General features: G+C 41.6%; 11 protein-coding genes. 4 read left to right on the top strand and 7 right to left on the bottom strand.

Going from position 1 to position 13383, the window contains the following annotated elements:
* Nucleotides 1-11: 11 nt before the first annotated feature.
* The 6 genes from EHS15_RS14030 to recN form a co-directional block, all read right to left on the bottom strand.
* Nucleotides 12-446, bottom strand: coding sequence for an LIC11625 family surface-exposed protein (locus EHS15_RS14030; RefSeq protein ID WP_135761188.1), 435 nt, complete (start codon nucleotides 444-446; stop codon nucleotides 12-14).
* A 16-nt stretch (nucleotides 447-462) separates the two neighbouring features.
* Nucleotides 463-2658, bottom strand: coding sequence for an ATP-dependent helicase (locus EHS15_RS14025; RefSeq protein ID WP_135761187.1), 2196 nt, complete (start codon nucleotides 2656-2658; stop codon nucleotides 463-465).
* Nucleotides 2658-5483 (bottom strand): BamA/OMP85 family outer membrane protein, encoded by a 2826-nt coding sequence (locus EHS15_RS14020; protein ID WP_476737713.1) that lies wholly within the window; start codon nucleotides 5481-5483, stop codon nucleotides 2658-2660. Before EHS15_RS14020 ends, EHS15_RS14025 begins: the two co-directional genes overlap by 1 nt.
* Nucleotides 5484-5538: 55 nt before the next feature.
* Nucleotides 5539-5970 carry an ExbD/TolR family protein gene (locus EHS15_RS14015; protein ID WP_135761185.1) on the bottom strand — a complete coding sequence of 144 codons (432 nt, stop codon included), beginning with the start codon at nucleotides 5968-5970 and terminating at the stop codon, nucleotides 5539-5541.
* A 4-nt stretch (nucleotides 5971-5974) separates the two neighbouring features.
* Nucleotides 5975-6598: a MotA/TolQ/ExbB proton channel family protein gene (locus EHS15_RS14010; RefSeq protein WP_135761184.1), complete on the bottom strand. Its 624-nt coding sequence runs from the start codon at nucleotides 6596-6598 to the stop codon at nucleotides 5975-5977.
* 77 nt (nucleotides 6599-6675) lie between these two features.
* Nucleotides 6676-8385 (bottom strand): DNA repair protein RecN, encoded by a 1710-nt coding sequence (recN, locus tag EHS15_RS14005; protein ID WP_135761183.1) that lies wholly within the window; start codon nucleotides 8383-8385, stop codon nucleotides 6676-6678.
* A gap of 130 nt (nucleotides 8386-8515) precedes the next feature.
* Between recN and EHS15_RS14000 the strand changes: the two genes are divergently transcribed.
* The 4 genes from EHS15_RS14000 (at nucleotide 8516) to EHS15_RS13985 (ending at nucleotide 12377) form a co-directional block, all read left to right on the top strand.
* Nucleotides 8516-10234 (top strand): patatin-like phospholipase family protein, encoded by a 1719-nt coding sequence (locus tag EHS15_RS14000; protein ID WP_135761182.1) that lies wholly within the window; start codon nucleotides 8516-8518, stop codon nucleotides 10232-10234.
* Between the two features lie 103 nt (nucleotides 10235-10337).
* Complete coding sequence (locus EHS15_RS13995; RefSeq protein ID WP_135761181.1) at nucleotides 10338-10775, top strand: LIC11213 family lipoprotein; 438 nt, start codon at nucleotides 10338-10340, stop codon at nucleotides 10773-10775.
* Complete coding sequence (locus tag EHS15_RS13990) at nucleotides 10772-11311, top strand: YceI family protein (protein ID WP_135761180.1); 540 nt, start codon at nucleotides 10772-10774, stop codon at nucleotides 11309-11311. The genes EHS15_RS13995 and EHS15_RS13990 overlap by 4 nt, the downstream gene beginning before the upstream one ends.
* Before the next feature lies 1 nt (nucleotide 11312).
* On the top strand, nucleotides 11313-12377 hold the full coding sequence (locus tag EHS15_RS13985; RefSeq protein ID WP_135761179.1) for a DUF5777 family beta-barrel protein: 1065 nt from the start codon (nucleotides 11313-11315) through the stop codon (nucleotides 12375-12377).
* Nucleotide 12378: 1 nt separating this feature from the next.
* Here EHS15_RS13985 and EHS15_RS13980 read toward each other — a convergent pair whose 3' ends face one another.
* Nucleotides 12379-13383, bottom strand: coding sequence for a PLP-dependent cysteine synthase family protein (locus EHS15_RS13980; protein ID WP_135761178.1), 1005 nt, complete (start codon nucleotides 13381-13383; stop codon nucleotides 12379-12381).

Below are 13383 nucleotides of genomic sequence, written 5' to 3'. Positions count from 1 at the left end.
ACTCGAAAAAGTTATTTCGCCTGCGCTTTCTCATCTTGGTGAGGAGAAGCATTTAAATCCGCTCCTGCAGGTTTTTCCAAAAGTTTCTCTTCCACGGGAGTGGTTAAGTATTCTTCAGGATCTACCGCATAAGAATAGGATATATAGAAATTTTTATATTTTACGAACAGATTGTTCGTTCCTTCCAAACGCTCAGTCTGAACGTCCTGGATTTTTAAGTCTTTCAATTCTTTCTTCGGATCGGCAAGTCGTCGATTCAAAGTGATGCGAATCGAGTTTAGAATATTGGACTCGAAGATTTTTTTCTTCTCTTCGGGAGATTGTTTTTTATTTCTAAGGTAATCTTCCAGTTTAGTGAATTCTTCCGCCAAACCTCCGCTTGCTTGTGCAGATACGGATGCCGTGAATATAAAGGAGAATAGGAAAAGGACGATCAACTTTCTCATAAAACCTCTCTTTAGTTCAAGAGATTATCTCTAAGGGTGTGTATGCCAATAAGAATTTTTTCTCCGTATGGGCACCGAAACGCACTTCTACCTTACGATTGTCCCCCGTGCCCGAAATGGAGATGATCTTTCCCTCTCCATAAACCTTATGTCTAACTCGTATTCCTACCCTGTATTCGCCGGAAGATTTTTGGGCGGAAATGGATTCGTATTTATCCTCAGGCGTTCCTTTCGTACTAATCCCGGAAGCTTGAGGCGTTCTTTCCGGTCTTCTCACTCCGTAAGCGGATTCGATCCATTCTCCGATCAGATATTCTTTCGGAATCTCCTCCAAAAATCGAGAAGGGATTCTGGCTTCCACTTCTCCGAATTTACGAGTGTATCTGGAAACACTGATTTCCAATTTTTCTCTGGCTCTAGTGACCGCCACATAACAGAGTCTTCTTTCTTCTTCCAAACCGTCTTTGCTGTCGCTTGCCAAAAAATGAGGGAAGGTTCCCTCTTCCATTCCCGCCATATAGACGTTTTTGAATTCCAAACCTTTCGCATTGTGAACCGTCATTAGAATTACATAATCTGCTAAATCTTTCGTATTGTCTTCACTCGTAATCAGCGAGATATTTCCCAGATATTCCTCGAGACTTGGATCGGGAGTGGTTTCTTCGTATTCCTTCAATGCGTTTACGAATTCGTTCAGGTTTTCCAAACGGGAAATCGCTTCTTCCGTTCCTTCATTCTCCAAAAACTCTCTATAACCGGAACGTTCCAAAACCTCGTATGTGATCTCCGAAGGAGAAGCCTTTTTCTCGTGTTCTTCGATCATATCTTCGAAGAGTTTGGAAAGATCTTTTAATTTGCCTGCGGTTCCTTTTTTTACATCCGGAATTTTGCGGGACAAACATTCGAACAAAGAAATTCCTTCGTCGATGGAAAACTGAGTGAGTCTTCCTATGGTGGTATCTCCGATCCCTCTGGGAGGAGAATTGATGATACGAAGAAGAGAAGTGGAATCGACTGGGTTTACGATTACGGAAAGATATGCGACCAGATCTTTGACTTCTTTACGGTCGAAGAAACGAAACCCACCGAAGATTTTATAAGGAATTCCTTTTTTTCGAAAAGCTTCTTCGAAGTAACGAGACTGGCTGTTGGTTCGATAGAAAACCGCATTGTCCGAATAACGTGTGTTTCCCGTTTTATATTTTACGATTTTTTGTAGAATGCCAGCCGATTCTTCCGTTTCGTTTTGGTAAGCGGTGACACGGATTTTTTCGCCTTGAGGATTGTTCGTTCTCAAGGTTTTGTCCGTTCTTCTGGAATTATTGGAAATGATGCTAGCTGCGGTTTCAATGATCGTTTTGGTGGAACGATAATTTTCCTCCAGTTTCACAATCAAAGCATCCGGATAATCGCTGCTGAAATTTAGAATATTCGAAATATCGGCACCACGCCAGGAATAAATGGACTGATCGTCATCCCCCACCACGCAGATATTTCTGTGTGAGGAAGCTAATTGTTTTACTAGATGGTATTGGATTTTATTCGTATCTTGATACTCATCCACCATAACGTATTTCCACTGGTTTTGGTATTTTTCCAAAATCAGAGGGAAGTCGCGAAACAATAAAACCGTTTTGAGAATCAAATCCCCGAAATCGAGAGCGTTTCTTTTCTGTTTTTCATTCTCGTAAGCGAGGAACACTTCAGAAACGGTTCTTGCATACGAATCGTGATCGTTCTTTCTGGAATAGTCCTCTGCCGTTTGGAAAGAATCTTTGGCGCCCGAAAATAAATTTCCTAGATGAGCGGGACGGAATTCCTTAGTATCCAGATCTTTCTTTTTCAAAATTTCTTTGATTAAGGATTCCTGCATATCGCTGTCATAAACAGTGAAATTGGAACCCAACCCCAAAACCTTTCCTTCTCTTCTAAGAATGTACAAACAAAGAGAGTGAAATGTTTTAATGAAAGGTTCCGAGTTGGATGTATCTAGAAGGGAATGGCACCTCTCTCTCATTTCCTGAGCGGCCTTATTGGTAAAAGTAACCGCTAAAATTCGATTGGGATAAACTTTTTCATCGATTACAAGTTTGGCGATTCGATAAGTGATGACTCTCGTTTTGCCGGATCCGGCTCCTGCTAAAATCAAAACAGGTCCATCTACAGTTACAACAGCCTTTGTCTGTTCGGGATTTAAACCGGTTAAATCCACTAAAAACGCAAATCCCCGATACCAAATACGAATTGAAAGCTGTTATTGTCGGGATAAACTCCGAAAGGACGATCCGCCACACCCGTATAACGAATCTTTTGTGCAAAATAAAGACGAAGAGGAAGCACTGGAATTTGAATCCTAAGGCCGAAACCCCAAGAGTATTTGAAGTTTTGCAAAGATAAGTTTTTAGCGGAAAGAACCAATCTTTCAGGATCGTTCAGATCCAAAGGAGACATGGGAAGTTTCTGACCGTAAGCGTTGTAGTTTTCATAATAATAAGTTCCTACAGGATCTGTCATCCTTTGGGCTCTTACGGTAGCATCGTAATTTTGAAAATATTCTTTTCTCTCCCCGACCGCTTTATTGATCTCTTCGTACATGGCACCCGCATCCAAGAATACGACGAACCAAAGAAGCGAAGGTTCGATCGGAAAACGAAGTTCGGAAGTGAATAGAACCCTGTGTGCCGCACCGTTTTTCCATTCGTCAGGATAGTATTTATCATCAAAAAACCACCCACGCAAAGATTCGTATCCCCCTAGGAAAAGGCGGTCCTGAACCTGAACGTAAGGAACTTTTTCCTTATCCTGAGCCCTGTATTTTGGCGAACGTTCGAAAGTAAAAACGGAAGAAGTACGGAACTGCTGAACCACTCTCCATCGTTTCAGCATATTTTTACGAATCAAACCGAAAAGAGTATAGTCAAACCAAGTATGATAATATTCTAAAATAGGGCTGAACTGATCGAAATGGCTTTCCCCTCCCAAATACTGACCCACATTATCTACAGAGAAAATCATGTTGAAACCTTGGGTGGAATTGAACACATTATCCCTGTTATCGTAAGCAATACCATTGGTCAACTGAGAACGAAATTGCCAACCCCTGTCCACTTCCGCCAAAACCTGATCGGAAACCAGAGAGGTAGGTCTGGTAGATGCGAAAAAAGAAGGAGAATATCTATGGAAGTGAGTCCAGTTGATCAAAAATCTATGACCGATCCCCGCACTGACCCCGACTCCCGATCTTTCGTAAGAAGCAGTTTCCTTAATCCCTTGGTTGTTGTTTTCAGTGATGGAAGTCGCTCCCACATACAAGGTTCTGGAGGAATAAAAGGCGGATAAAGTCAAAGACCAAGGCTTATCGTTGAACCAAGGTTCAGTCCAGGACAACTGCAAATAACGACGGATGGGACCGAATTCGATACGACCGTTGATTTGTTGCCCCGTTCCATTCAAGTTATTTTCACCTAACTGAGTAAAAATGGAGAACCCAGTGATGGTTCCGTAACCACCCCCCATGGACACAGTCCCGGTAGGCTGTTCCAAAAGTTCGATGATGAGGTTCATTTTCGTCTCATCGGAACCGGGGCGCATGTTAAAGTTTACCTCTTTAAAATAACCCAAGTTAAAGATTCTTTCTCTGGAACGGTTTACTAACGTGGAATTGAAAAGATCTCCCGGTTTGAAAAGCAGCTCTCTTCGAATCACACGATCCTGGGTTTTTTTATTTCCTTTGATGATGATGTTTTCAACGAATGCCAGGTTATTTTCCCTGATGGTAAAATCCACATGGATGAATTTTTTACCTCTCAGATCCTTATTCGTTTGGTAGAGTTCCCTTAATTTAGCAATATTTAGACGATTGTATTCTTCTTCACAATCCCTAACTGCGTCGGGATTGGTTCGAACGGAACAATTTTCGTAACGACTCAAAGATTCTTCAGATAACTCTACGATCCTTCTTCTGGGGATTACCTGAGCGAAAAGATAACCTTTTTGGGAATAAGCCTCGTTGATAGATCCCCTGTCTTTTTGAAATCGGGACTCATCGAACACTTCTCCTACATCATTGTCAGCGAACTCGTATTGTTCCTTTAGGTGTTTCAGTTCATAAACAGGTTTCCACTCATCGGGAGGAGTTCCCACAGGGTTGTTTTCTTTATTCAAATAAAGAGGCATCCCTGTCGGTCCCAAAGTCATATCGTGAGCGGTGGAGTAACCGTTGAAGTAATATTGTTCTCCTTCGGTTAACTTAAAATTAACTACGACAACACGTTTGTCTTTTTTCTTGGGATTTTCCCATCGAATTTCCCAATTCGTTCCGTCGTTGCTGAGCTCCGCATCTACATAACCTTTGGTTTTCAAAAAACCGACTATTTTTTGTTTGTCGGTCTCAAATGCGGATTCTTTAAAAACGCCGGATTCGATAAGGCCACTTTCTTTCAAATCCAAAATGGACTGGATTTCGTAAGTGTCTACCTCTGAGTTTCCGAAAATATTGATTTTAGATACGGGGATTTCTTCCCCTTCATCGATGATGAATTTCGCTCGAACCGTGTTGGTCTCAGGATCTACAGGATCGGTTTCAAACCGAACGTAAGCTAGAAAAAAGCCTTCATCCCTGTATTTTTTAAGGATCACTTCTTTGGAAAGAGTCACTTTTTTAGGAGTGATGACTTCGTTCTCTTTCAAAGGGATTTTCTCCCTTAAATCGGAAGGGAATACCTCGTCGGCTCCGATAAAGTCGATGTCTTTGACTCTGGGTCTTTCCTTGACTACGATTAAAATTTTGACTCCGTCAGGTCCGTCTAACTCCCCTTGGATGTCGATTTGAAAGAAAAATCCGGATTGAAACAACGCTCTCATATCGGCGTTTAATAGATCTTTGGTGAGAACCATATCGGGTCTCATATCTACTAGATCTAAAATATCGTTTCCGGAAGTGTTTTTGTTTCCGGAAAATTCTATTTTTGTGATTCTTTTATCGATGAAAGCGGATCGATTCGACCAAAGAGCAAACCACTTTACGGAGAACAGCAGTACAAAGCAGAATAGAAAAAGGGAGAAAGAATAAAACTTATTGAGTTTCAAAAACTTATTTTGAAGTGCCTTTTACCATTGCTAAGTTAAATCGACTCACACCTGCTGCATTCACAGCATCAATCACTTTCACAACAATTTGGTAAGAGGCACCGCCATCTCCGCGAATGATCACTTTGTTTTTCTTCGGATCTCTTTCCTTTTCAGGACCTAAAAACCCGTTGATTCGTTCCGTCAATGCTTCTAGTGCGACAGGATCGGTACTTTTATCCAGGAATACTTTGCCTTGTTTGTCGACGGTGATGATGAGTTCATCTTTTTGTTTCTCTTTGGAAACACTGGAAGACCTAGGCAACTCCACTTTGAGAGCCGTATTTTTCTCCAAAGTGGCATTCATTAAAAAATAAATTACGATAAAAGAAATAACATCAATCAATGGGGCAAGTTCGATATTGTTGAAAGATTGTTGCTTCTTACGAAACTTCATAAACTTATTTTCGCTCTTCTGTTAAATAAGGGAGAACTAGCTCCGTTACGTTTTCCATTTCCACAATTCGTTCTTCTTTCGATTTGGAAAAATAATTATAAAAAACATAAGCAGGAATCGCCACCGCCAAACCCATAGCAGTCGTATAGAGAGCTTCAGAAATTCCTAGTTCCGCACCTTTCGATCCCATACCTTCAGCAAAAGACCGAACAATTCCCACAACGGTTCCCAAAACTCCCAAAAGAGGACCAATGGTCGCAATGGTTCCTAAACTGGTAAGATATTTTTCCATCAGGCTCACTTGTCGGTAACCTTCTTGTCTTACATCATCTTCCAAGTAAGGAATATTTCTTCTCTTCAGATCGAATGCAAGTTGAAGTAAGATGGATGCCGGGGATTGGCTCTTATGAGCAAGAAGATCTCTTCCTTCATCCCATTTGGATTCTCTCGCCAATTCTCTGACTTTTCGAAAATCGTCTTGAGAGATGGGCTTGAGTCTCCAAAAGAACACCAATCTTTCGATAATGATGGTCACTCCTACGAGGGAAACTAACAAAATAATAATAGGGATGGATTCAGGTGGAATCCACGAAATAAATGATTCTGATTTAGCGAAAGGAAAGAACATGAAATGACCCCAATTCAGGACTACAGAATAAGGATTTCTTTCTTCCCTTTTTCGCCAAATACTATTTTTTCCCGGAATTAAACCGCTTTCTTTTGTAACAAATCAGTGGCGGCTTTTAAGACTCCTTGGGTCAATTGTTTGCCTCCGATCATTCGAGCGAGTTCCCGTTTTCTTTCCTCATAATTCAAATCTTTTGCGGAAGCGATGGTCCTTCCATTTTCCGTATGTTTTTCCAAGCGGAAGTGCTGATCCCCTGTCGCCGCAATCTGTTGCGTATGAGTGATGAGTAGAATTTGTGAGTTTCTGGACAATTTTTTCAATTTAGAGGCAAGAGAATTGGCTGCTTCTCCCCCCAAACCGGTGTCAATCTCGTCCAAAATCAAAATTTGAGGTGCAGGGCTGAATTTCCCTAAGACACTCCTTAGTGCGAGCATCACACGAGACAACTCTCCACCCGAAGCCACTTTGCGCAGCGGACGGGGCTTTTCTCCCACATTGGCACTGAAATAAAATTCCACTTGGTCCAAACCGGATTCGGAAAGATAATAAGATTTGGAACCTTCTTCTACTTCACCGTCCGGATTCTCTTCCCAACGAAGCACCACTTGCAGCCTGCTTCCTTCCATCCCCAAATCATGAAGTTCTTTTTGCACTTCTTCTTCAAAAGGAGACAAAACATTTCGCCTAGCACGAGATAATTGAAATACCAATTCTTTCAGTTCTACCAGAGATTGATCGTGTTTTTGAACGAGAAAGTCTCTGTCTCCCTCTTCCAAACTCCATTTTTCCATTTCCGCCTTTTTTTCTTGCAGTTGTTGTAAAATTTCGGGAACCCCACATCCGTATTTTTTTTTGAGACGGGTGAGTTCTTGTAAGCGGGTTTGCACCATATCCAGGCGATCTGGACTGAAAAATAATTCCTCTTCATCCTCTCTCAATGTGGTTCTCAAAGACTTTAGATGATCATAAACTTCCTCCCATTCTTCTCTTAAGGTTTGTTTTTCTGGAAGAAGTTGGGAAATTTTTTCCATAGCATGGATGAGAGAAGGAAATGTTTTGAGTATGGAATTTTCCTTATCGGAAAGTTCCTCTAAAATATAACGATAGTTCTCGGATAGTTTTTCTCCGTTGGCAAGGAACCTTTCTTCTTGGGATAAGGATTCGTCCTCGCCCTCTTTCGGAGAAACGGATTCGATTTCTCCGATTTCATAAGAAAGGGTTTCTTTTCTTTTTTGGGAATGTTTGAGAGTTTCATCGAAATGAATCAATTTGTCTTTCCAATGGCGGAAGTTTTGCAGAGAAAGTTTCACCTTGGCCTTCATGGATTCCAAATGACCGAATCGGTCCAAAAACTCCAATTGGTGCGTTTTTTCCAAAAGGAAAAGTTGTTCGTTTTGGCTGTGGATTTCCGCAATGCATTTTCCCAGTTCTCTCAAATGAGAAGTAGAAGCAAGGGAGTCTCCGATTTTCACTCTGGCTTTTCCGTCTTTCAAAAGTTCTTTGCTGAGAATGATTTCTTCTCCTTCCCACTGGAACCCTTGTTTGGTGAGATATTCTTTCGCTTCTGGATGTTCTTTCAAGGAAACGATTGCCTGCAGAGAATATTTTTCTTTCCCTGTGCGTATATTCGTTGTGGAACACCTGCCCCCCAAGATAGAAGTGATGGCGTCGAAAACAAGGGATTTACCGGAGCCTGATTCCCCCGTAAATACCGACAGTCCATTCCCAATATCCAGGTCCAGGGATTCCAAAAGAGCAAAATCGCGAATTTTTAAATGAGTGATCATACAGACTCCTGTTTACTAAACATATAAATAGCACTATACGCATAACTAGTCAACAAAAAAAGCGAAAAATGCATAAAAAACCAAATTTCATTTCTTTCAGGAAATAAATTCTGGTTTTAGGAAAGAGAAAATGAAAGATCTCGACGGTAAAATTCACTTAGTATCAGGTTTGCCACTGTTTCGAAACCTGAACAAAAAAGAACTCCATTGGGTAGCGGATGCGGTGCAAATCGTAGAAGCGAAAAGGGACGAGATCCTATACAAAAAAGGTGGAGAAGATCAAAGTCTTTATTTGATTTTGTCCGGTTCCGTTTCCATTTTTAATCCTGCAAAAGGAGAAACCAAAGAGGAAGAACTTCAGATTTTAAAGAAAGGGGAATACTTCGGAATCCATTCCCTTCTCACAGGGGAAAATCATTCTCATAACGCCAAAACATTAAGCGACTCCCGCTTTTTGGTTCTATCTCCCAAAGAATTCAGGGAGTTACTGAAAAAAATCCCTATCTTATCCACTGCCTTCTCCAAAATGCTGACCAAAACTTTGCGAAACGAACTGTTAGGCAGCAAAGAATTCTTTCGCAATTCCGTAGTTTGTATTCTTCATTCAAATCCGACTGCAATTAACTACTATTCGGTGCTACTTGCGGAAGCCATCGAAAAAGAATCCGGCAAAAAATCTGTGATACTCCGATTCAATCAGCCTATTTCCGCAGAATTGGAAAAATCGGGTTATATCAAACAATATAGATTCAGAGATCCGGACAAAATCAAAGACAGTTTAGGCAGACATTATTCCACTCATTCCTTTATTTTTCTGGAAGTATTTCCGGACGATCCTCCCGAACTCATCCAATCCTTGTTAGATGAATCCGACAATGTGGACAACCTTGTGACCTTCGGAAAGGATCTCAAAAAAGAATTTCCAACAGTCTGTGAATTTCTTTCCGAAGAATCCAGATCCAACGACGTTCTGTATCATGAAACTCCCATCGATACGATCATCGATCATGGTAAACTGGAAATCCATATCCGCAGAAAGGCAAGAGAACTTTCAGGAGTCCAAGTAGGGCTCGCTTTGGGAGGAGGAGCTGCGTTAGGATTGGCTCAAATCGGAGTGATGAAAGTCTTCGAAGAAGAAGGACTCAGTTTGGATATGATTTCAGGAACCAGTATCGGTGCCATCGTAGGTGCATTCTGGGCCAGCGGTCTGGGATACAAAGGAATTAAACCTTTGTTAGCTGAAATAGATTCTTTTTTCAAAATGCTGAAACTCGTGGATTTGTCTTTTCCGGGACAAGGACTTCTCCATGGAAAAAACGTAAGAAATATGTTGGAAAAATATTTGGGAGATCTTTATTTCGAAGACCTTCCCGTAAAGCTGAGGCTCATCTCTTGCGATATTTCCAACAGACAAGAAATCGTTCTTTCCGAAGGGAAGGTGTTGGATGCGGTGATGGCAAGCATTTCGATTCCAGGGGTTTTCGTTCCACAACCTCAGGAAAACGGAAAGACCTATGTGGACGGAGGGATCGTAAATCCTCTCCCCGTTTCTCCCCTAACAAAGGAAGGTGTGGAGAGAATCATAGCGATCAATTCCATGCCTTCTTCCAGAGATCAGATGAAAACGAATAAACTTCTCAACCTGAATGTTTTGGATATCATCGTAAACAGTCTTTATTCCTTGCAGTATAGAATCGGAAAATACTCTGCCCAAGAGGCGGATGTGTATTTGAATCCTATCCTGCCCAACTCAAACTGGTTCGAATTTTGGAGAAGTGCAGAGTTCATAGAACTGGGAGAAAGAGTCGCCAGAGAATCTCTTTCCGAAATCAAAAAACTCTATATATGAAATATATTTTGGAGAAAAGATCAGAATCTTAACTTGTAAATAAATTTACACTACTCGGGGTTTATGCTTATTTTTAATTGCCGTTAAGGCAAAATATAAATCCATGAAACCCTTATCCCTTATTTTCCGTTTGTTCTTGGTTCTTTCTTTCACAGGCTGCAGTTATGAAAAAGCAAGTGAAAAAGACAAAGACACCGCTTTAGGAGCCCTTCTTCTTTCCCGATTGGCAAGTTCCTCTTCCTCTACAGCTTCCGGCGCTGCAGGCAAATTTCCCATCCCCAGCTGTGAAACTCCCTCTCCGGCCTTCTCCAGTCTTGCGACTGCGGGCTTTAACAGCACTTGTGGTACCTCCGGCTGCCACAACGGTTCCGTTCGTTACGACACTACCTCATACAGCCAAGTGAAAGGATACACCAACCCGGGAAGTCCTACCACATCCATCCTTTATAAGGAACAATCTACGGGAGCGATGGCAATCCATACGAACCAAGCAATAGACAAGGCCATTTATTGTTGGATTTTGGGAGGTTCTTCTCCATGAAATGGAATTATGTTTTCCTTAGTGTGATTCTTTTTTCGACAGCCGTATCTACCGAAGCACAGTCCTTGTGGAAAATAGAATCCGGAAAAATCCAATTCAAGTCCGAATCCAAACTGGAAACCATCTACGGGGAAGGAGAAACAGTTTCAGGGTTTCTGGATCCTAAAACGAAACAGATCCAAGTAATCATCGACTTAAAGGATTTCAGCACGGACAATCGACTGCAAACATCCCATCTGCAAGATAATTATCTGGAAACACATATCCATCCGAAAGCGATTTACATAGGTGAGGTGAAAGAGGTCAAGGAAACGGGAGAAGTGACTGCTCTGGGAAGTTTGGAACTACACGGAGTGAAACGGGAAAAAGTTTCTCTTACGGGAACGGTTGCAGGAAGTTCGGGAAGGATAGAATTACAATCATTATTCGAGATTCGATTGGAAGATTATAAAATCGAAGTCCCTAAGATGTTGTTCTACAAGATCAGCCCTGAAATCAAAGTCAGAGCCAAAATCATATTCAAAAAAGAAGGATAAAATGAAATTTTTCCGTATTTTTATCATCGCATTACCATCATTATTTGCATTTCCCTTTCCCGTTTTTTCAGAACCCATGTCCACAACACATTTTATGGGCTCAAGCATGATCTTTATGCCTAGCACGGAAGATATCGGTAAAAAGAATTTGGTCTTTCGATTCAATCATAGATTCGGAAACGCAAAAACGGGATTCGAAAATTTCTTCGGTTTGGACGACGGAGCCAACACTCAACTTTCACTCGACTATGGAATTACGGACAGGCTGAGTGTAGGAGTCGCCAGAACTTCCCAATACAAAACTTGGGAAGCCAGAACCAAATTCAAAATTGTATCCCAAAACGACGGGTTTCCTCTCACCATCAGTCTGTTTGGTGTTTTAGGTCAGGAAACAACGGATCAATCACTCACATTCAATTATTACAATCGAGCTTGGACGGGACAGTCGGTCATAGACAACAAAATCAATAAGGATCTGAATACATACGAACTTTCCGATTCGGACAAAAGATCCTATATGGCATCTCTTCTCATCTCTCGAAAATTTACGGAAAGAATTTCATTACAGATCTCTCCCCTATTCGTCCATAGAAACTTCGCTCCCTACCAGATTGCAAACGACAGAGCCGGATTGGAAATCGGAGGAAGGATCAAAATCACCAACCGATTCGACATCACCTTCGATTCTCTTCTCGCTCCTCACAGAGACTACTTCGGAGATAATTATGCAACTGAATCCCAAAAGACGAAACTCTCCGGTATCACTCAGTACACAAGCGATCAAATCAACCAAGGACTGGCGAACGGTTCGATTACTTTAGCAGATGTCTTTGCCAGAAATATCGTTTTGAATGAACCAGTAAAACATAGATTCGTTCCTTTCGCCTTGGGATTCGATTTGGAAACGGGAGGACATGTGTTCCAAGTGTTTGTTTCCAATACAAGAGCGCTTGCCCATACGCAGTTACTCCGAGGAGGGGACTACGACTATTTCAAACAGGAATTTTGTCTGGGTTTCAATATTATGAGGCAGTTTTATCTGGGCGAAGAAAAAGAGAAGTGGTAAACTAATCTCTATCAGGCGAAAGAATGATGATATTGAAAGGTTCTTTCGAATTTCTAGTCTCTTCCTCATGTATCTTTGCGGAAAAACGAAGAGCTCCAACGATGACGGTTCCTGTTGTTAATCCGGCAAAGATGCCCTCTTTTTCATAAAGATCTGCCTGCAAGTGAAGGGCTTCTTCCGGAGAAACTTGGAAGTAATCGTCGATGAGTTTGGGGTCATAAACGGAAGGAAGAGAAATGGATTCTTGTTCCTTTTTATCTTTTGCTCTTCCGTATCTCAAAAAGGAAGAGTTTTGTTTTCCTGAAATGATCACCTTTACTTTGGAGTTTTGGGATTTCAAATAACGTCCGATTCCAGTGATAGCACCACCTGAACCGGGTGCGGAAATTACAGCACCTACTTTGCCTTGTAAGTCTCTCCAAATTTCGGGACCGGTCGTTTTAAAATGAAAGTTAGGATTTGCAGGATTCGAATGTTCATCAGGAATCCAACCGTTTGTTTTCTGAGCTTTGGCTTCCGCCAATTCCGCCAAACGATTCAAGTCCGACTCGTTTGTGACAGTCACATCCGCACCGTAACTTCTCAAAATTTGAATTCTTTCTTGGGAAGTTTGCAGCGGCACCAAACAATACACAGGGTATTCTCTGAGTTTCCCGATCCAAGTAAAACTGATCGAAGAGGAACCGGCGCCGTAAAGAACTACGGACATTCCTTTCTTCAATTTTCCTCTTCGTTCCGCATCGATGAACATGGCAAGCGCCGTTCTATCTTTTGCGGAGCCCGTAGGATTGAGAAACTCCGCTTTTAAATAAAAATGAATTCCTGAATATTCGGAACCGATCCGATTCAATCGAATGAGAGGAGTGTTGCCGATCATCTGAAGAACATTATCTTTGATGGGATTGGCAACGGATAACTCCTTACCAAAGAAACCTTGGACGTTGTTTAACGCTTGTAATAAGCTATTTCCGAAGTCGTCAATTCCTTTCGTAATCGGGTCTAACAT

Origin of the sequence: Leptospira idonii, assembly GCF_004770995.1 — a bacterium.
Lineage (GTDB): Bacteria > Spirochaetota > Leptospiria > Leptospirales > Leptospiraceae > Leptospira_A > Leptospira_A idonii.
This window is presented reverse-complemented; position numbering and strand designations above follow the sequence as displayed.